At 53.7% G+C, this 19,518-nt stretch carries 15 protein-coding genes; 12 read left to right on the top strand and 3 right to left on the bottom strand.

All coding sequences use genetic code 11. The features are described 5' to 3' along the window. The first annotated feature begins 96 nt into the window (after positions 1-96). The 9 genes from ACFO3I_RS12505 to ACFO3I_RS12465 all read left to right on the top strand — a co-directional run bounded on the left by ACFO3I_RS12505 (position 97) and on the right by ACFO3I_RS12465 (position 9,946). The gene (locus ACFO3I_RS12505) at positions 97-1,650 is read left to right on the top strand and encodes a cytochrome ubiquinol oxidase subunit I (protein WP_377334310.1); all 1,554 of its coding nucleotides are present in this window, start codon (positions 97-99) and stop codon (positions 1,648-1,650) included. A 2-nt stretch (positions 1,651-1,652) separates the two neighbouring features. After that, entirely contained in the window at positions 1,653-2,789 is a 1,137-nt protein-coding gene (gene cydB / locus ACFO3I_RS12500) for a cytochrome d ubiquinol oxidase subunit II (protein ID WP_377334309.1), read from the top strand. 10 nt (positions 2,790-2,799) lie between these two features. Further along, on the top strand, positions 2,800-2,910 hold the full coding sequence (cydX, locus tag ACFO3I_RS12495) for a cytochrome bd-I oxidase subunit CydX (protein ID WP_337842660.1): 111 nt from the start codon (positions 2,800-2,802) through the stop codon (positions 2,908-2,910). After that, positions 2,907-4,640, top strand: coding sequence for a thiol reductant ABC exporter subunit CydD (cydD, locus tag ACFO3I_RS12490; protein WP_377334308.1), 1,734 nt, complete (start codon positions 2,907-2,909; stop codon positions 4,638-4,640). Before cydX ends, cydD begins: the two co-directional genes overlap by 4 nt. Then, entirely contained in the window at positions 4,627-6,246 is a 1,620-nt protein-coding gene (locus ACFO3I_RS12485; protein ID WP_377334307.1) for an amino acid ABC transporter ATP-binding/permease protein, read from the top strand. The genes cydD and ACFO3I_RS12485 overlap by 14 nt, the downstream gene beginning before the upstream one ends. Before the next feature lie 203 nt (positions 6,247-6,449). Beyond that, entirely contained in the window at positions 6,450-7,574 is a 1,125-nt protein-coding gene (locus ACFO3I_RS12480; protein ID WP_377334306.1) for a porin, read from the top strand. Between the two features lie 9 nt (positions 7,575-7,583). Continuing rightward, positions 7,584-7,997, top strand: a complete 414-nt coding sequence (locus ACFO3I_RS12475; protein WP_377334305.1) for a type 2 periplasmic-binding domain-containing protein — start codon at positions 7,584-7,586, stop codon at positions 7,995-7,997. A gap of 50 nt (positions 7,998-8,047) precedes the next feature. Further along, complete coding sequence (locus tag ACFO3I_RS12470; RefSeq protein ID WP_377334304.1) at positions 8,048-9,661, top strand: methyl-accepting chemotaxis protein; 1,614 nt, start codon at positions 8,048-8,050, stop codon at positions 9,659-9,661. 150 nt (positions 9,662-9,811) lie between these two features. Continuing rightward, entirely contained in the window at positions 9,812-9,946 is a 135-nt protein-coding gene (locus ACFO3I_RS12465; RefSeq protein ID WP_377334303.1) for a hypothetical protein, read from the top strand. 418 nt (positions 9,947-10,364) lie between these two features. Here the strand turns inward: ACFO3I_RS12465 and ACFO3I_RS12460 are convergent, their stop codons facing one another. Then, entirely contained in the window at positions 10,365-12,170 is a 1,806-nt protein-coding gene (locus ACFO3I_RS12460; RefSeq protein WP_377334302.1) for a family 43 glycosylhydrolase, read from the bottom strand. A gap of 139 nt (positions 12,171-12,309) precedes the next feature. After that, on the bottom strand, positions 12,310-13,329 hold the full coding sequence (locus tag ACFO3I_RS12455) for an arabinan endo-1,5-alpha-L-arabinosidase (protein ID WP_377334301.1): 1,020 nt from the start codon (positions 13,327-13,329) through the stop codon (positions 12,310-12,312). A gap of 302 nt (positions 13,330-13,631) precedes the next feature. On the opposite strand from ACFO3I_RS12455, the gene ACFO3I_RS12450 reads away from it, so the two are divergent. Genes ACFO3I_RS12450 through ACFO3I_RS12440 form a run of 3 tightly spaced genes read left to right on the top strand, consistent with a single transcriptional unit; the run spans position 13,632 to position 18,327 of the window. After that, on the top strand, positions 13,632-15,026 hold the full coding sequence (locus ACFO3I_RS12450; protein WP_377334300.1) for an MFS transporter: 1,395 nt from the start codon (positions 13,632-13,634) through the stop codon (positions 15,024-15,026). A 10-nt stretch (positions 15,027-15,036) separates the two neighbouring features. Next, positions 15,037-15,984 carry a glycoside hydrolase family 43 protein gene (locus ACFO3I_RS12445; protein ID WP_377334299.1) on the top strand — a complete coding sequence of 316 codons (948 nt, stop codon included), beginning with the start codon at positions 15,037-15,039 and terminating at the stop codon, positions 15,982-15,984. Between the two features lie 3 nt (positions 15,985-15,987). After that, complete coding sequence (locus tag ACFO3I_RS12440; protein ID WP_377334298.1) at positions 15,988-18,327, top strand: beta-L-arabinofuranosidase domain-containing protein; 2,340 nt, start codon at positions 15,988-15,990, stop codon at positions 18,325-18,327. Here the strand turns inward: ACFO3I_RS12440 and ACFO3I_RS12435 are convergent. Further along, on the bottom strand, positions 18,305-19,459 hold the full coding sequence (locus tag ACFO3I_RS12435; RefSeq protein ID WP_377334297.1) for an FAD-dependent oxidoreductase: 1,155 nt from the start codon (positions 19,457-19,459) through the stop codon (positions 18,305-18,307). The genes ACFO3I_RS12440 and ACFO3I_RS12435 overlap by 23 nt on opposite strands. Positions 19,460-19,518: the final 59 nt, after the last annotated feature.

Below are 19,518 nucleotides of genomic sequence, written 5' to 3'. Positions count from 1 at the left end.
TACAGAAATCAGTAAATTAAGCTTAACTAAAACCTGCTGTGCTGATTTTAGTCACTTGCGCTGTCAACCCATCAAGCCGATCGAAGGAGCTCCCGGATGGATGTTGTAGAACTTTCCAGGTTGCAGTTTGCTGCAACCGCGATGTACCACTTTCTGTTTGTCCCGTTAACGCTGGGCATGACCTTTTTACTTGCCATTATGGAGTCGGTCTATGTGATGACAGGTAAAGAAATTTACCGTGACATGACCAAGTTCTGGGGCAAGCTGTTTGCCATTAACTTCGCCTTGGGGGTAACCACAGGCATTGCGATGGAATTCCAGTTTGGTACCAACTGGTCCTATTATTCGCATTATGTCGGCGACATCTTTGGTGCCCCACTGGCCATTGAAGGCCTGATGGCATTTTTCCTTGAATCCACTTTGGTCGGCTTATTTTTCTTTGGCTGGGACCGTTTATCCAAGGTGCAGCACTTAACCGTCACCTGGCTGGTTGCGTTGGGCTCAAACCTGTCCGCACTGTGGATACTGATCGCCAATGGCTGGATGCAGCATCCTGTGGGTGCCGAGTTTAATTACCAGACCATGCGGATGGAAATGACCAGCTTCAGCGAAGTAATTTTCAACCCTGTGGCTCAGGTAAAATTTGTCCACACTGTGTCGGCCGGTTATGTGACTGGCGCCATGTTTGTGCTGGCGATATCTGCCTGGTATTTGCTCAAAGGCCGCGATCTTGCCTTTGCCCGCCGCAGTTTTGCTATTGCCTCCGCCTTCGGCCTGGCCAGCGCCCTGTCTGTTATTGTGCTGGGGGATGAATCCGGTTATGAACTGGGTGATGTGCAGAAAACTAAACTGGCTGCGGTGGAAGCCGAATGGAAAACCCATGAAGCACCGGCCGCCTTTACCGTCTTCGGTCTGCCAAATGAAGACACCCAAACCACTGACTACGCGCTGATAATCCCGGGCGCTTTAGGGTTAATCGCCACCCGTTCACTGGATAAACCTGTCACCGGCATTGCCGAGCTCAAACAGCAGCACCGCGAGCGCATCATCAATGGCCAGCAAGCCTATGGTCTGCTGAAGCAACTGCGGGCCGGGGATGACAGCCCAGCCACCAAAACGGCCTTTGAAGCAGTGAAAAAAGACTTAGGGTACGGCCTGCTGTTAACCGCCTATGCAGAAGACCCGACCCAAGCCACACAAGCTCAAATTGAACAGGCAGTGGAGCAGAGCGTGCCCAAAGTCGCCCCTATGTTCTGGAGCTTCCGAGTCATGGTTGCCAGCGGCTTTATTATGTTGCTGGTGTTTGCCGCAGCCTTCTACCACAGTGCCAAACGCACCATGGACAAGCCGAAATGGTTACTCAAAGCCGCCATTTTATCGCTGCCTTTGCCCTGGATTGCCTGTGAAGCCGGCTGGTTTGTTGCGGAGTATGGTCGTCAGCCCTGGGCTGTCGGTGAAATTCTGCCGACCCATCTGGCGGCCTCACAACTGACTGTTGGCGAAGTCTGGTTCAGCCTTGGCGCTATCACCTTGCTGTACACCATATTCCTTATTATTGAAGTTTATCTGATGCAGCATTTTGCCCGCAAAGGCCCGTCCGCCCTGCACACCGGCAAATACCATCACGAACAGGATCTGCAGGAGGTTTAACCATGGATTACGAATTTCTGCGCTTTATCTGGTGGTTACTGGTTGGTGTTTTGCTGATTGGTTTTGCCATTACCGACGGTTTTGATATGGGTGTCGGTGCCCTGCTGAAAGTGATTGGCAAAGACGACACGGAACGCCGGATAATGATTAACGCCGTCGCTCCGCATTGGGACGGCAATCAGGTGTGGTTGATCACCGCAGGCGGCGCCTTGTTTGCTGCCTGGCCTCCGGTGTACGCCACCGCGTTCAGCGGTTTCTACCTGGCGATGATGGCCACTCTGGCGGCGCTATTTTTACGGCCTATTGGTTTTGACTACCGTTCGAAACTGGACAACCAGCGCTGGCGCAGCAACTGGGACTGGGCGCTGACTGCTGGCTCAGCCATTCCGCCAGTGATCTTTGGCGTGGCCTTTGGTAACTTGCTGCAAGGGGTGCCGTTCCATTTCGACGAGCTGCTGCGTATTCACTACACAGGGTCGTTCCTGGCGCTGTTAAATCCCTTTGCCTTACTGGTGGGCGTGTTAAGCCTGCTGATGTTTGTGAATCAGGGTGCGACCTATCTGCAAATGAAAACCGAAGCGTCGCTACGCCAGCGTGCTCAGACCGTCTCTGTGGTGTCCGCCTTACTGGCTGCCCTGCTGTTTGTGCTGGCTGGTGTCTGGTTATCAGCGGCCGGCATGGGTTACCAGCTGACCAGCGAACTGGACCACAACGCCATCAATAACGCGGTCAGTAAAACCGTGGAAATCAGCTCCGGTGCCTGGGTGCAGAACTTCGACGAGGCCCCAGTGCTGTGGCTCTTCCCTGTGCTGGGTGTGGCGGCCTTTCTGCTGTCTGCCCTTTGCAGCAAAGCCGCCAAAGCCTGGCAAGCCTTTGTCGCCTCTTCATTGGCGATGACCGGGGTGATTATGACCTGCGGTGTGGCCATGTTCCCGTTCATTATGCCGTCCAGCAGCATGCCGGATCACAGCCTGACCATGTGGGACGCCACCTCCAGCGCGCTGACCCTGAAAATTATGTTTATCGTTGCCTGTATTTTTGTGCCCATCATTTTGGCTTACACCAGTTGGAGCTATTACAAAATGTTTGGCCGGTTAAACCAGGACAGCATCAACAACAACCCGCATTCACTGTATTAAGGAGCTGACTATGTGGTATTTCACCTGGATCCTCGGCGTGTTGCTGGCATGCTCCTTCGGCATCATCAATGCGATGTGGCTGGAGCTGAATGGCTATCCGGATGACAAGGATGGCGAGTGAGTCAAACTGCGTCTGAACTCAAACACTGGCTGGCCCCTTACCGGGTTGGCCTTTGTTTTTCCGTGCTGGCAGGTAGCCTGGCTACTCTGATGTTGCTGCTGCAGTGCTGGTGGCTGGCCTGGTGTTGCGGTCAGTTGCTGGCGGGTGAAGAGCTCAGCCTGACGGATGCCAGCTGGTTTATCCTGAGCTGGCTTGCACGCGCCGGCTTGCTGGCCCTGAAAGATTTGCAGGCCATGCGTGTCAGCCAACAGGCGCGCCAGCATTTGCAGCAACAACTGTTCAGCCAACTGGAACTGGCCGGCCCCCGCCGTGCACTGGTTGGCAATGACGGTGAGATCTCGACCTTAGTACTGGAACAGGTGGACGCGCTGGACCCTTACCTCAGCCGCTACTGGCCACAGCTCTGGTTGGTGGTACTGACGCCTTTGTTGATTGCGATCGCGGCGGCCTGTTACAGCCCTTTTGCGGCCTTCCTGCTGCTGCTTACGGCACCGTTGATCCCGCTATTTATGATTTTATTGGGTAAAAAAGCGGCCGAAGAAAGCCAACGCCAAATCCAGGCTTTGGGTTTATTAGGTGGCCGCTTTCTGGAGTTTCTGCGTGGTTTTGCCCAAATTAAGTTACTGGCCGCCGAAGATCAGGTGATCCGGCAATTGGACCACGCCAGCGCCGAATACCGGCGTCGCAGTATGAAGGTGTTGCAAAAAGCCTTTTTGTCTGGTGCCGTGCTGGAACTCTTGTCTGCCCTCGCGATTGCCTTTGTGGCTTTGTATCTGGGCTTGGGTTTGCTTGGGGAATTACCCTGGGCCAAACAACAGGTGCCGGTGGCTTACCCCAGTGCCTTGTTTATCTTGTTACTAGCCCCTGAGTTTTATGCGCCGCTGCGCCAGCTTGGCAGTGACTACCATGCCAAAGCTCAGGCCGTCGCGGCCTGGCAGAGTCTGCAACCTCTGTTGCAGCTACCTGTGCAACAAGGTGGCACTCAGACAGCACCTCCGGAAATTCAGACGCTGCGCTTTGCCACTCCGGCATTTTACAGCGCACCACAGCGGCCTGCCCGACTGGCGCCGCTGCGACTGGAAATTGCGCCAGGGCAACGGGTTGCGCTGATGGGTCACAGCGGCTCAGGCAAAAGCTCAGTGCTCGAGTTACTGCTGGCCTATGAGCCTGTGCTTAGCCAGCATATTCAGCTGGGAGCCCAAAACCTGGCCACACTTGAACTGAACAGCTGGCGCCAGCAATTGCTGTACCTGCCACAACAGAGCCAATGGCGAGCGGGCAGTTTGCGGCAAAACCTGTTCGGTGACCACTACAGCGCACTGCAGCTACAGCATGCATTGGCTCAAAGCCAAAGCCTGGAATTTGTTCAGCAGCTGCCTCAAGGGCTGGATTTTGAGGTTGGTGAAGCCGGGCTGGGTCTTTCTGGCGGACAATTGCAACGGCTGGCCTATGCCCGGGCCTTACTGAAACCGGCCCGCTACTGGTTGCTGGATGAGCCATTTTCCATGCTAAGTAAACCACAACAGCGTCAGTTACAGCAGCAGCTAAACACTTTGAGTCAGGGCTGCACCTTATTGCTGGCAACTCATCAACTTGACGGTCTGGATTGGTTAGACCGGGTCTGTTATTTCGTCGCTGGCGAGCTGCGCTGGCAAGGCACAGTAGCGCAAGCCAGGCAGCAACACTGGTATCGCAAATTGGAACTGGAGCCTGAATATGCTCAAGCCTGAACAATCGCTCAGACTCAGCAGCCTGCTGGCGGCAGAATCAAAAGGCTGGGCGCTGGCACTGCTGGCTGGCGTGCTGGCCACACTGGCCGCTTTTGGCCTGATGACGGTGTCTGGCTGGTTTTTAAGTGCCTGCGCGCTGGCAGGCTTACAGTTGGCCAATGCCGGCAGTTTTAACTACTTCAGTCCGGCCGCCCTTATCCGTTTATCTGCGCTTGGCCGCACCGCAGGTCGTTATGCTGAACGTCTGCTGTCGCATCAGGCGGTGCTGGCGGTGCTGCATCAGCTGCGGCTCTGGTTTATGCAACGTTTTTTGTCCACTGCCCGCCCCTGTCAGCCACAACAATCAGCCAGTTTGCTGAACAGCCTGATCCGCGATATTGACCGGCTGGATATGTGGCCTTTGCGTTTTCTGTTGCCGTTGGGCTGGGCTTTGCTGATCAGCTTGTGCTGGCTTGGGCTGATTGCTTCCTGGTTTGCTCCGCTGCTGCCCATGCTGGCCAGCCTGATGCTGTTGATGTATCTGCTTCTGGCGCTGAGCAATTATCTGGCATTTGACCGGGCCAGCCAACTGGAGCAACTGGACCAGCAACGACGCCCGGCTTTACTCATTCCGCTGCAACAACTGACACTGCAACAAGTGCACGGCAGTACCAGCGCCCTGAGACGCCAGTATCAGCCGCTTGAGCAGCGTTATCAGCAGCTGCTGTTCCGGCAAAAGGCCTGCGACTTACTGCTGCAACTGGCACTTTACGGCTGCTGTTTATATGTAGCGGCCTTACTGCTGTTGCAGCCCGCCCTGACGGGCAATCAACTACCCGCCTTAGTCGGCAGCCTGCTGGGGCTTTTTGTGCTGATGGAACTGCATTTGCCGTTACTGACCTTGTACCAGAGCCTGGCACAGGCCCGGGCAGCACTGCAGCGGTTAAATCAGCAGAACTACCAGGTTGCAGAGCCAACCCAAGCTGATGTAGTCACTCAACTTAGCTGGCAACGACTCAGCTCGGGTTATGCTGATAGCGGCCATTGCTGCCACAGCCCGGATACGAGGCTCAACCAGGGTGACAGGCTGTGGTTGCAAGGTGGATCTGGCAGCGGGAAATCGACCTTACTTTACACCTTAAGTGGCTGGTTACCGGCGTTATCCGGCCAAATCCACATCAACCAGCAACGGCTGCAAAGCGACCAGGCCGCCAGCTGGCGGCACCAACTGGCGCTGGTTCCCCAACACGTCACGCTGTTTAATCAAAGCCTGGCTGCCAATCTGCGTTTAGGTCAGCCCAACGCCACCGGACCACAGATGCTGGCGATGCTGCAGCAACTTGGTTTAGAACCTTGGCTGACTTCGTTGCCCAAAGGGCTGAACAGTCAGCTTGCCGAGTATGGCGCCGCTGTCTCCGGCGGACAGGCAAAACGTATTGCATTAGCCAGGGCCTTATTACAGCAACCCAAAGTCCTGCTACTGGATGAACCTTACACTGGCCTGGACGCTGCCAGCATTCTGGCCGTGGAAAAATGTCTGGATGCGTTTGACGGCATCCTGATTATTGCCAGCCATCAGCAGCCACACTTCAAAAAACCTTTACGTGTTATTAACTTAGTCAGATAAACGATAAAAACGATAAATTTGATAAAATTCACTATCCTTTGATTTATAAAAAATTTATACTACGCGTTACAAGGTGCCTTAGCGTCTGCTTTACTCATGGCATGAAATCTTTATTTTTATATAAAAAACAATAATCAGGGACGATTCGTATTGACTTCGCATGGGCTCATCGAGCCTCACTTTGAACACGAAGAGGATAAGGTATGCTAAAACGCTCTGTACTGGCCGCACTAATCACGGCTGCCTGTTGTAATACTGCTCAGGCTGAAATCGAACTCAATGGTTTTGCTTCGATTAAAGCCGGCATGACGATGGGCAGTGACGAATCTTTATATGGGTACGATGACAAGCTGGATTTCAAAAATGAAAGTCTGGCCGCATTGCAAATTAAATCCGACCTGGGCGACAAACTGTCGGTCACAGCTCAGCTGTTAGGCCGCGGCAGCGAAGACTGGGATCTGGAATTTGAATGGGCCTTTTTAAGTTACGACCTGACGGACGAGCTGCGCATCAATGCCGGCCGTTTACGCACCCCATTCTACAAGTATTCCGATTTCCGTGATGTCGGTTATGCCTATGACTGGTCGCGCGTACCACAAAGCGTGTATGGCCTGGGTTTCGACACCATCGAAGGCGCCTCTCTGTACCACACCACAACTTTGGGCATGTTCGATTCCAGCCTGCAGCTGATTATTGGCAGTTACGATGGTGAGGCACAAATCACCACAGAAACAGCAGATGCCAAGATTGACAATATTGCCGGTCTGGCCTGGGATTTAGGCTATGACGGCTACAACTTCAGAGCGGCCTACTTAGTGGGTAAAACCACCTTCAGTCAGGCTGATTTTGATGGATTTATGGCGCAGTTGACGGGTTTTGGCCTGGGAGCTCTGGCAGAGCAGCTGGACGTGCAGGACGAAAGTAGCTACTTCACCGGCGTCAGCTTCAGTGTCGATAAAAACAATATTGTGTTTGTCACCGAGGTGACCAAAGCACAAGTGGATAACTCCTTTATTTCTGATCAGGAATCTTGGTATGCCTCGTTAGGCTACCGTTTCGATACCGTCACGCCTTATGTTTCGTACGAAGCCGAAGATAACAACGCCAAACGTGATATTTACGCCACTTTGCCAACCGCATCGCCAGTCTATGCGCCGGTTGCTGCGTTAGTGGAAAGCCTGGAACTGGACCGCACCACCTGGAACATTGGGGTACGTTACGACTTCCATCCTTCTGCTGCACTGAAAGTGCAATACAGTGCTGCAGACAATAAAACCCTGGATCGGGATGATAATGCCCTGGTTCTTGGCGTTGATCTGGTGTTTTAAGGAGCCCTTATGCTGAAGAATTTCGTTGTCGCAGCCACTTTGGCGTTCAGTGCATTCAGTCTGGCGAATGTGGCCGTCATTGTCCACCCGTCCAATAGCGCCGCCCTGAGCCAGGACGATCTGAATAAAATCTATATGGGCCGCAGCAAAAGTTTTGCCGACGGTAAAGCTGCAGAAGCGGTTAATCTGGCGGACTCCGTAGCTGCCCGTGCTGATTTTGATCAAAAAGCTCTGGGCCGGTCGTCCAGCCAGATGAAAGCTTATTGGTCTAAACTGGTGTTCACTGGAAAAGGCACTCCGCCAAAGGAACTTGGTTCTGAACAGGAAGTGCTGGACTATGTCGCCAACACGCCAGGCGCCATTGGTTATGTCAGTGCCAGCGCGGTCAATGACAAAGTTAAAGTTGCTCTGAGCTTGAACTAAAGCCCATAGCGGGTGCGATGCACCCGCTTTTTGCAGTGTGGACATTCATTATGCTGAAACACCTGAGTTTGCTGAAAAAAATCTGGTTGATTATCGCCATTGCGATCCTGGCTTTTCTGATAGTTCTGAGTTCTTCCATTTACTTTACCGCCCGTAATGCAGGCAATATTGACCTGCTCAAAGACAAAATGTACGACAGCGCTAAACTGGCTTCACAAACTGTGGTGGAGTTTAATGCGGTCGAAGAATTCTTCACTCAGGCGGTGTCGTTGTCCGATCCAGATATTCTGGCGACAGCACAAACTACCCGTGAGCGGGTGCTGGCCAATCTGACCAAACTCAAACAACTGGATACAGCCAACACCAGTCAACTCAGTACACTGGAACAGCTGTTTACCGACTATGCCGCTGCTGCCAATGCCATTGCACAATCGATGATTGATGGCACGCTGGATTTAGCCGAAGCGCCAAAAAAAGTGCAGGAGAAAACCGGTCTGTACGAAAAATCCAAAGCTGCGTTTGAAACTTACGGTGAACAGACTGACCATAACTTCCAGCAAATTCTGGCCGACCTTGACGAATCATCCGCCCGATCTGTCACCATCATTATTTTCTCGGGTGGTATTTTGCTGCTGGTGATGGCTGCTGTGGGTCATATGATTGGCCGCTCCATCAGCCTTTCCGCCAAAGACTTATCCACCTCTTTAGAAGTACTGGCGTCAGGCAAAGGTTCGTTGTCCAGCCGACTGGCCTGTACCTCGAATGATGAATTCGGCGATGTGGCGCGCCACTTCAACGACTTTATTGCCTTGTTACAAAACTCCTTTGTGTCTATTGCCCACTTAGTGGACCCACTGAGCCGCACCGCCGATCAGCTGACCGAAGGCATGCGGGAACTGGATCGGATGACCGGACAGCAGAAAAACGACGCGGACACAGTGTCGCATTCGATGGAAGAAATGCAAAGCAGCGTTGGTGATATCAGTCAGTCTGCCGTCGCTGCATCCAGCAGCGCCAACGACGCCAGCCATCTGGCAAAATCCGGCCTGCAAAAAACCACGACTTCAGTGCAAGCGTCCAAAGCACTGGCCAGTGAAATTGCCCAAACCAGTCAGGTAATCACCGAGCTGGCACAGCAAACGCAGGAAGTGGGTGGTATTTTAAAAAGTATCAATGATATTGCCGACCAGACCAACTTGCTGGCGTTAAACGCGGCTATTGAAGCAGCCCGTGCTGGCGAGCAAGGCAGAGGTTTTGCCGTGGTGGCAGACGAAGTGCGTTTACTGTCCTCCCGTACTGCGGCGTCCGTCACCACCATCCGTGAGTTACTGGCCAAACTAACCCAAAACGTCGACAGTGCGGTCAAACTGATGGATCAGGCGGTGAATAAAGCGCACGACAGTGCTGAACTGACTTCCGAAGCCGGGGGTTCTATTGAACAAATCCACCAGGAAATAGACAAGATCAACCTGCTCAATGCGCAAATCGCCACGGCGACCGAAGAGCAGACTATGGTGGCCAGTCAGGTGCTGGACAATACCCATCAGATGGCGGCGTCCTTCAGCCGCACTATCGAAGTGCAGCAAACTGTGGCGCATATTTCCGATCAGTTACGTCATCTGGCTGGCGATTTACATCAAGTCGCTTCGAAGTTCAAAGAATAAACCCGCGTTGTATTCACAGCCGGCCTTAGGCCGGCTTTTTATTTTCTGTTGTCTGTCAGTCCCAACCATCAACAGCTTGCGATCCTTGTCAGGGCTGACTACAATTCGCTCAACACATTTGTATTACAATAACACCATATGGAGATTTCTATGGCAGAACAAACCCAAGCTGCGGATCAAAGCGAGAGCTGGCGGCTGCATCCACCAGCAAACGCGCAGTATCCGCGCCCCCCAGCAGACGAGCCCGATGAAGCCGAAGCCATTGTTGAGCTGGGTTATAACTAAAAAAGCCGGAGTCATCTCCGTAATGCCGATCAGATAAGCAGTTTCTATGCAAAAACTGCTTATCTATTCACTCGTGGTTTCAGCTGCAGCGGAAAAGGCAAAGCCCACGCAGACACGCCGTGAATACGCTCCCTGTAGGCTCGGCTTTGGCTTGCAGGGGTTTTGCAGAACAAAACCCGTTCAGTGGGCAGCAAGCCAGATTACTGGCTTGCTGAAATCCCCACTTCACCCTGCCAAAGACGGTCTGCTTAGTTCTTTACCTTTCCTCGCTTTGGATAGAATGTGTTAGTTCACCGTTTTCGTTCAGGCGAATCCTGCTACTGCACCTTAAAAAAGTAATGCCAGTCAGCTTAACTGACTGGCATTAGAGTCATCTCCGGCTTTTTAATCACTGAGTGAAGTACTCGTCAGCACGACCTTATTCAGGCTCACGCAGATAAAACTGCTGACAAAGGCGGTCCGGTTCAGCGGGTGCCTGACGCAATACCACGCCCTCGTCCAGCGCACAACTAGGCAAATCCAATAGCTGCTTGCTATGCAAAGACTGCAGCAGCAGTGCGCCATTGGCTTGTGGCTGCAAGGCCCATAAGGCTGATTTGGCCTCACAGCGGCCCAGCACCAGCGGCGCCCCGGCCGCTAAGGCGTCAGCGTTCACCTGCACACAAAGTGTTGGCTCACTGGCAGGTTTCAGGTGCAATCCCTGCGCTGTCGGCAACCACTGCCATTGCTGACAAGTGCCTCCATTCCAGCTCTGTTGCACCAGTTCAGTCCCCGTTTTAATTTCACAGCCAGCGGTCGCCAGCACCTTGCCGCTCTGGCGGCTGCTCAGCACTGTGTTGCCCTGCGGTAACAACTGCAACTGGTCACACTGCCCACCGTCACAGGGCAGGCTTAACAGTTCCGCGGTGGCACTGTTTTTCAGCTGCCACTGCTGCGCCTCAGTCGCCAGCAACTGCCATTGCTGCGTCGCGCTATTCAGCCAGGGGCCTGTGGTTGCATCGGCATTCAGCACCTGCCCTTGCGCGCTGACCAGCCGATACCGTCCAGCGGTCGTCGGGTCCAGCACCCAATGGCTTTGCGCGCAATCGCCATCGCCTTCTGCCGTCAGACATTGGTTGTTGTTGAGCTTAAGCGCCCAGCTGATGCCTTCAGGACGCACCACTAAAGGCCCGTTTTCGCCGCTTGGTGCCGGCACTTCTGTGCCTTCGGGCACAGGTTTACCAAACTTTGGCAAACCGGTTTCGTCAAAACTAAAAGGCTGAGCCCGTACCGAACGGCTGGCGCCACAACCGTCAGTCTCTTTGTTATTGCCGTGATACACCAGCCAGCGCTCTTTGCCATCCGGAGAGGTAAAAAATCCATTATGGCCAGGTCCATACACGCCATCGGTGCGTTCAAAAAACGGCTGGTCGTATTTTTTCCAGGCGGACTGCTCCATCGGGTTGTCACCGGTCAGTTCTAATACGCCCAGTTTGTAATCCGGGGTGTCGCAAAAACTGGCTGAATACACCACAAAAGTTCGCCCATTGTGTTTCAGTACTTCCGGCCCTTCGTTAACTTTACGGCCAGACTGCTCCCACGGCAGATGAGGGCGGGACAACACCATACGCTCGCCTGTTAAGGTCCAGGGATTGACCATTTCACTGATCCAGTTCAGTTGCTCATCGCCGACCCATTCAGACCAAAGCAGATACAGCTTGCCGTTGTGCTCAAGATAATTACCGTCGATATTCCAGCTGTCGGGCATCGGCGAGCCTTTGTAACTGTAGGGGCCCATCGGATCATCACCAGCGCTTTCCAGCACCGACAGATGTTGGCCATCCAGGTTTTCCTGTTTGCCCGAGGTGTACATCAGGTACCAGCGCACGCCATCCGGCCCCTGCAGGCGATGAAATTCAAAAGCCCAGAAATTGCAGCAGCTTTTCGGGTTGGTTTCGGACCAGACATTGACCGGCGTGGCGGTGGCAAGCCCGGCCAGAGTCGGAGATTTACGCATCACCAGTTGAGAAGTCCAGGTGGTGGTGGTCAGGTAGTAATTGCCGTTCCAGTATTCCAGCCAGGGGTCAGCACCGTTGACAAACAGCGGGTTGGTAAAGTGTTGGCTGCTGCTTTCTGCCGCACTGGCTGTAGCGGCTGGGGTTGCTTCAGTGACTTGTTGCGCTGGCGAGCAAGCCTGCAGAGAAAGCGCAAGGCCAAGGGCCCTGCTCAGACTGGTCAGTTTCATTTTGGACTATCCCCTGTTTCATTGGCCTTGTCGGCAAGGCGCTGGCGGCTGTGATCAGCCTGCGATTATATTTGTATTACAATATCACTTTACGATAAAGCAAGCTGTTCACTGGCACAAGCCTGTATTCTGAAGCTGCTTATGGCTCAATCAGCTGGCTTTGGTACTCTAACCAATCCTGCGCATTCACCACAGGCCAGCCGTCCTGCCATTGCAGCGCTGTAATTTTTAGCTTTTGCAGGCCATTGTCGGCTTGCTCATAGGCATGGAACACCAGGTAGTCTTTGCCGTCCATCGCATAGACCGAGTTGTGTCCAAGCCCAGGCCAGTCTGTATTGCCTTTAAGCAGCATAGTGCCGCCGCCTTCGCTCATCGGCTTGCCGTCTTTGTCGAGATAAGGGCCCTGCAGAGTTTTTGAGCGACCCACCACTATGTGGTAAGTACTGTCTTTGCCGCGGCAGCATTTGCCATAAGACACAAACAGGTAGTAGTAACCGTCTTTCTGATAAATAAAAGGTGCTTCCAGCTCCGCCGGGCCTGGTTCACTGTCGGCCAGCTGCCAGGGGCGTTCTGCTTTTGCCAGCGTCACCCACTGCTCAGGCTGGGCCAGTTTGCGCAGGCTTTGATCCAGTTTAACCAGCTTCAGGCCGCCCCAGAAGGAGCCAAAGCTCATCCAGGGTTCGCCCTGCTCGTCGAGGATTAGCGCCGGATCGATGGCATTCCATAAATCCCGCTCCGGCACCGAGTGCAGTACTATGCCCTGATCCTGCCAGCCATAATCAGCATCCTTCGGGTTTAACGACTTGCTGACCGTAACGCCAATAGCCGAGGTGTTTTTGCCAAAAGCAGAGACTGAATAAAACAGGTAATACTGGCCTTGGTAATGAAAAATATCAGGTGCCCATAAATGACCGTTAAAGCTCGGCGCCACCTGCTTGGCCCAATCAGGCTCAGTGGCAAAGACCCGACCGGCCAAGGTCCAGTGGGTTAAGTCGGCCGATTGATAAAAGGTGATGCCAGGCCCTGTGCTGTATAAAAAATACTGGCCATTTTGTTTGGCCAGCACCGGGTCGTGGATACTGACCTGCTGTGGTGTCGCTTCAGTGCAGCCCAAATTCAGACTAGCCAGCAGCACTAAGCCCAATGAAAACCGTCTCATGTTGTCCCCTGTCGTTTGCGCCTTCTAATTTGTCATACAAATACCATAAGATTTTTGCTTCGCCAATGTAAAGTCGGCTGACAACTGGCGTATTTCTGGGGTAAAACAGCAAAGGCTAGCCAGTATGTTGCGGAAAATCTTCGTTAACTAACTGATATAAAAAACAAAAACAAAGTAGCATTGGCCTGAGCCAAACAGGCTTGTCAAACCAACTTTATTAGTAATACTATAAGACTTAATAAAAACACCGCATCAAACAGCACGGCATCAGACCAGTGCAGCGGGCTTAACAGGGGACGATCATGGCCGGTTTCAAATTGTCGGTCATGGAGAAGGTAGGCTTCGGTGCCGGCGATATGGCCGTCAACGTGGTTATTTCCTCCATGATGCTGATTATTACCTTTTTCTACACAGATATTTTTGGTTTAAAGCCTGAAGATATCGCCATCTTGTTTTTAGTGGTACGCATGATTGATGCGGTGACAGACCCGCTGATGGGCATGCTGACAGACAAATTCACCACCCGCTGGGGCCGCTACCGCCATTACTTTTTGTGGATGGCCATTCCATTCGGCATTTCGGTGTTTTTAACCTTCTCCACACCGGATTTAGATTACAACGGCAAACTGGTCTGGGCCTACGCCACCTACATCTTTGTCACTCTGATGTTTACCGCTGTGACCATTCCTTATATTTCATTGATTGGCGTGTTAACTGACTGCCCGAAAGAACGCTTGTCCGCCAATGGTTACCGGCTGTTTTTCGCCAAAATTGCCGCCTTTCTGGTCACCATCATTGTGCCTGTGTTGGCAGAGTACTGGGACGCCGAAAACCTGGCGGCCGGTTATCAGGCTGCCATGGGCCTGATGGCTGCGATGGCAAGCGCATTGTTTTTGTTTTGTTTTTTTACCACCACAGAACGACTGCAGCACCAGGTGGATCGCAAACCTTTCTGGAAACAGTGCTGCTTACTGCTGAAAAACGACCAGTGGCTGGTGCTCTGTGCCGTTTGTGTGACCGGCACCATTGGCTATGTCATTCGTGGCTCAGTCGCAGCCTACTACGCCAAGTATTATCTGGGCGGTGACGCCGCGCTGATGTCAGCATTTTTATCCACTGGGGTGGTGGCCGCCATTCTGGCCATGGTGGCGTCGACCTGGATCACCAAAACTTACTGCAAAGTCAGACTGTTCCGCGAAAGCCAGATTTTGGTGGCACTGTTAAGTGGCCTGCTGTTTCTGCTGGTGAGCCCGGGTGATGTCTGGCTGGCTTTTGTGCTGTATTTCCTGCTGTCTTTTGTGGTGGACTTGCATGCACCTGTGTTCTGGTCCGCCATTGCCGAAGCAGTGGATTACGGTGAGCACAAATCCGGTCACCGGGTGTCCGGCCTGGCTTTTGGTGGCATCTCGTTTTGCCAGAAAGCCGGTATGGGTATTGCCGGTTTTATGGTGGGCTCTTTGCTGACTTACTTTGGTTACCAACCTGACCAAACTCAAACGGAATTCAGCTTATTTGGCATCGCGCTGATGCTGTCGGTGATCCCTGGCTTGTTTCACCTGCTGATGGGCCTGTTGATGTACAGATACAAAATTACCGACCGTTTTTATCAGCAAATGCAACAAGGCGCCGCGGTTTGCCCAAAGCCGGATACCACAGCCCCAATGAATGCAGTCAGCGCCAAACCCATTGAACAATAACGGAGTTTTTATGCAGTTACTTCAACCATTAATTGAACAACGGGCCGACCCCTGTATTTACCGTCACAGCGACGGTTGGTACTACTTTACTGCCTCTGTTCCGGCCTATGACCGCATTGAACTGCGTCGCGCCCGCACTATCGGTGAATTGCCGCAGGCAGAAACCATCACCGCCTGGTTAAAACCTGACACAGGGCCTTATTCAGAGCTGATTTGGGCACCGGAAATCCATTTCCGCCAGGGCGCCTGGTATGTCTATTTTGCTGCCGCCCCCAGCCGTGAAATTAAGCACAAGCTGTTTCAGCACCGCATGTATGTGATCCGCTGCACCGACGCCAATCCTATCGAAGGTCACTGGGAATTCTTAGGCCAGATTGACACAGGTATCGACACCTTTTGCCTGGACGCCACCACCTTTGAGCACAAAGGCCAGCTGTATTATCTGTGGGCGCAAAAAGACATGGCCATTGAAGGCAACAGCAACCTTTATATTGCCCGCATGGAGACGCCGGATAAAATCAGCAGCGCACCTGTGCTACTGAGTAAACCTGAATATGACTGGGAGATTATTGGCTTCTGGGTCAATGAAGGCCCCAGTGTGCTGCAACGCAACGGCAAAATCTTTATCAGTTATTCCGCCAGCGCCACAGACGCCAACTACGCCATGGGCCTGTTGTGGGCCGATGAGAACGCCGATCCGATGGACCCGGCCAGCTGGCATAAATCGCCAACGCCGGTGTTGCGTAGCTGCTTTGAACACAAAGTGTATGGCCCTGGCCATAACAGCTTTACGGTGGCCGAAGATGGTGTCACGGATCTGCTGGTGTATCACGCCCGCACCTACACTGAAATTGTCGGCGATCCACTCTGGGATCCAAACCGCCATACCTATGTCAAAGCGCTGCGCTGGGATCAGCAAGGCATGCCAGTATTTGGCAGCCCGTCCATGCAGGAATAACCTATGAAGCCCTGGCTCTGTGGTCTGCTGCTGTTGGCCTGTACCAAGCTGCCGGCGCTGGAGCTGGCTTCACTGTCGCAGGTGCGTTTGCAAGGTGGCCCGTTATTGGCCGCCGAGCAAACCAATCTGCGTTATCTGCTGGCGCTGGAGCCTGAACGGCTACTGGCCCCGCTAAAACGCGAAGCCGGGCTACCACTCGCCTCCCCCTCTTACGGCAACTGGGAAAACACCGGATTAGACGGCCATATGCTGGGCCATTATTTGTCAGCGCTGGTGCTGATGCTGGCCTCGACCGATGACCCGCTTGTTCGCCAGCGGCTGGATCTGGTTTTAAATGAACTGGTCAAAATCCAGCAGGCCAACGGCAATGGTTACCTTGGCGGCGTGCCCGGCAGTAAAGCGCTGTGGCAACAGGTTCAGCAGGGAAAAATTGACGCTGACTTTTTCAGCCTGAATAAAAGCTGGGTGCCTTTTTACAATATTCATAAAACCTTTGCCGGGCTGCGCGACGTGCTGATCCACACCGGCGATGACCGGGCAAAAAGCTTACTCAGCCAGTTTGGTCAGTGGCTTCAGCAACTGACGAAGGATCTGACCGAAGCACAGCTACAGCAGTTGCTGCTCACCGAACACGGCGGCATGAATGAAGTGCTGGCCGATATGTCGGTGTTGCTGCAGGACCCAGCCTATTTAACGCTGGCTGAGCGCTTTACCGAACAGCGTATAGTGCAACCTCTGCTACAGCAGCAAGACCAACTCACCGGCCTGCATGCCAATACCCAAATTCCGAAAATTGTTGGTATTGCCCGCATTGCCCAACTGACGGGCCGCACCGACTACCTCAGCGCCGCACAGTACTTTTTTGATTTAGTGGTACACGAGCGCACTGTGGTGATAGGTGGCAACAGTGTGCGTGAGCATTTTCACGATAAAAACGATTTCAGCCCTATGCTGAACGAAGTGGAAGGGCCAGAGACCTGCAACAGCTACAACATGATGAAGCTGGCGTTGTTGCTGTATCTGCAAACGCAGGAGCTGCGCTACCTGGATTATTACGAGCGCACCTTACTGAACCATATTCTGGCCAGCCAGCATCCTGAACATGGCGGCCTGGTGTACTTTACACCGATGCGGCCGCAGCATTACCGCGTCTACTCCAAAGTGGACCAAAGCATGTGGTGCTGCGTTGGCTCCGGTATTGAAAGCCACAGTAAACACGCCGAAGCCATTTACAGCCTGGACCCGGCTTATGTCGCAGTGAACCTGCTGGCGCCATCCAGCCTGAACAGCCCGCAACTGCAGCTGACCCAATTTACTGAGTTTCCGCAGAGCAGCCACAGCCACATTCGTATCGACGCCGACACCACTGTCGCCTTAAAAATCCGTCACCCCGGCTGGGTAGCGGCTGGTCAGCTGAAAATTAGCCGCAATGGCCAACCTCTTGTTGTGCAAAGCCAGCCCCGTCAGTACCTGACCTTGTCCGGCCCCTGGCAAAAAGGCGATCGTATCGAAATCGACTGGCCAATGCAGCTCAGCCTGGAAGTGATGCCTAAGCAGCCGGATTATTACGCCGTACTGTACGGCCCGATGGCGCTGGCGAAAAAGAGCCAGCCATTTGCAGGCGAGCGATTACAGCTGATTGGTGATGACAGCAGGATGGGCCATATCGCCAGTGGCCAAAGCTGCCCGCTCTCAGCCGCGCCACTGCATATTGGTGACCCTCAAGGCTTTTTACAGAGTATTCAACCCGTCAAAGGGCAAACATTAACCTTTGATACCCAGGCATTAACAGGTGGCCCTGCCAGGTTAATACCGTTTTTCCGCCTGCATGACAGCCGCTACCAGCTGTATTTCCAGCAGCTGAGCCCGGAGCAGGCCAAAGCGCAGCAACAGGCACAGCGTGAAGCCGACGCGAAAGCACAACAACTGGCGGCCGCAACCCTGGATAAAGTGTACCCTGGCGAGCAGCAACCTGAATCAGACCACTACTATCAAGGCGAACAGAGCGAAGCCGGAGTGAACAGCAACAGGCATTGGCGCCATAGCCACAGCTGGTTTAGTTACCAGTTGGCGACGCAGGGCGAAACAGCGGCCGTGCTGCAGCTGGATTATTATGGCCTGGACCAGAACCGCCAGTTTGAGCTGTGGATTGACGACCATAAGCTGGCCGATGTCAGCCTGAGTGGCACAGGCCAGGCCAACTGGTACAGTGTTGACTACCCCATTCCGGCTGACTGGCTGCGGGGACACCGCACCATCCGGCTGAAATTTGTTGCCAAGCCAGGCAGTATTGCCGGTGGTATTTATGGCGTGAGACTACTCAGAGCACCGCGTAGCGACTGACCAGTCGCTTTAGCGGCCCTGCACGTTCAGCCAGGGTCAGGCCCAATTGACGCGCCAGTTTCAGTGGCGGCAACTCATTACTGAACAGCTGATAAAAGCCATCCATCGCACTCATCATCAGCGCATTGGCGCGACGCCGTTCCTTTTCATAGCGGGCAAGCAGCTCAGCACTGGCAAGCGCGCCTGTGTTGGCGCTAAGCAGCACTTCACAAAGCACTCTGGCGTCGGCAAAACCCAGGTTCACCCCCTGCCCCGCCAAAGGGTTAATGCTATGGGCGGCATCGCCAACCAGCACCAGCCGACCTTTGGCATAACTGTTCGCATGGTTGCGCGCCAGTGGGAACCAGGCACAGCGCGTTACCTGCACTGCGCCCAATTTAGCCGGAAACGCCGCCTGCACCTGACGGCTCAGCTCTGGCAGGCTCAAGGCCGCCAGTTGCTGCACTTTCTGATGAGCGTCATACCAGACCAGGGAGGCTTTATGGCCAGATAAAGGCAACATAGCGCGCGGCCCTGTTGGGTGAAACTGCTGCCAGGTGATATCCTGCTGCGGCAATTCGGTATCCACTTCCAGCACCAGACAGGCCTGCTGGTACATCCAACCCGTGCTGCCAATGCCCGCAAGCTGACGCAGCTGCGACTGGCCACCGTCTGCGGCAATCACCAGCTGGGCGCTTAAACAGCCAAACTCTTTGGTGGTTAACTGCGCGAGAGCTTGTTGTTGTGAAAAGCCGGTCACTGTGGCCGGGCTGAACACCGTCAATTGTTCCGGGAATTGTTGCCATAAGGCTTGCTGGATCAGGCTGTTTTCAACGATATGCCCGAGATGGCTCAGATTAAGTTCGTCGGCAGTAAAGGTCAGGCCCGGCGTATCGCCTTCAAAAGCCTGCAGGCGGCGGTAAGGGCAAAGCCGCCATTGCTGCAATAAACTCCAGGCGCCGAGCTCCGTCAGCCAGCGTTCGCTGCGCTGGTTAATGGCGGAAACCCGCAAATCCAGCGGCTGCTGAGCCTGATAAACCGCGGGGGTCTGACGTTCCACCAAGGCCACTTGCAGGCCACTATGCGCCAGTTTCAGTGCCACGGAAGCACCGACCATGCCGCCTCCAACCACGATCACATCAAATTGTTGCATGCTGCTGTCCTGCTGTTGGGCTGGCTGCTCCGCTTGGCCCTGCGTCTTGATTGATGACA

Origin of the sequence: Rheinheimera marina (genome assembly GCF_042654345.1) — a bacterium.
In the GTDB taxonomy this organism is placed as follows: Bacteria; Pseudomonadota; Gammaproteobacteria; order Enterobacterales; family Alteromonadaceae; genus Pararheinheimera; species Pararheinheimera marina.
This window is presented reverse-complemented; position numbering and strand designations above follow the sequence as displayed.

Coding starts and splice junctions, on each gene's coding strand:
- cydB (WP_377334309.1), top strand. CDS start 1,653: ATGGATTACGAATTTCTGCGCTTTATCTGGTGGTTACTGGTTGGTGTT.
- ACFO3I_RS12435 (WP_377334297.1), bottom strand. CDS start 19,459: ATGCAACAATTTGATGTGATCGTGGTTGGAGGCGGCATGGTCGGTGCT.
- ACFO3I_RS12480 (WP_377334306.1), top strand. CDS start 6,450: ATGCTAAAACGCTCTGTACTGGCCGCACTAATCACGGCTGCCTGTTGT.
- ACFO3I_RS12485 (WP_377334307.1), top strand. CDS start 4,627: ATGCTCAAGCCTGAACAATCGCTCAGACTCAGCAGCCTGCTGGCGGCA.
- ACFO3I_RS12455 (WP_377334301.1), bottom strand. CDS start 13,329: ATGAGACGGTTTTCATTGGGCTTAGTGCTGCTGGCTAGTCTGAATTTG.
- ACFO3I_RS12440 (WP_377334298.1), top strand. CDS start 15,988: ATGAAGCCCTGGCTCTGTGGTCTGCTGCTGTTGGCCTGTACCAAGCTG.
- ACFO3I_RS12475 (WP_377334305.1), top strand. CDS start 7,584: ATGCTGAAGAATTTCGTTGTCGCAGCCACTTTGGCGTTCAGTGCATTC.
- ACFO3I_RS12460 (WP_377334302.1), bottom strand. CDS start 12,170: ATGAAACTGACCAGTCTGAGCAGGGCCCTTGGCCTTGCGCTTTCTCTG.
- ACFO3I_RS12505 (WP_377334310.1), top strand. CDS start 97: ATGGATGTTGTAGAACTTTCCAGGTTGCAGTTTGCTGCAACCGCGATG.
- ACFO3I_RS12445 (WP_377334299.1), top strand. CDS start 15,037: ATGCAGTTACTTCAACCATTAATTGAACAACGGGCCGACCCCTGTATT.
- ACFO3I_RS12465 (WP_377334303.1), top strand. CDS start 9,812: ATGGCAGAACAAACCCAAGCTGCGGATCAAAGCGAGAGCTGGCGGCTG.
- ACFO3I_RS12470 (WP_377334304.1), top strand. CDS start 8,048: ATGCTGAAACACCTGAGTTTGCTGAAAAAAATCTGGTTGATTATCGCC.
- ACFO3I_RS12450 (WP_377334300.1), top strand. CDS start 13,632: ATGGCCGGTTTCAAATTGTCGGTCATGGAGAAGGTAGGCTTCGGTGCC.
- cydX (WP_337842660.1), top strand. CDS start 2,800: ATGTGGTATTTCACCTGGATCCTCGGCGTGTTGCTGGCATGCTCCTTC.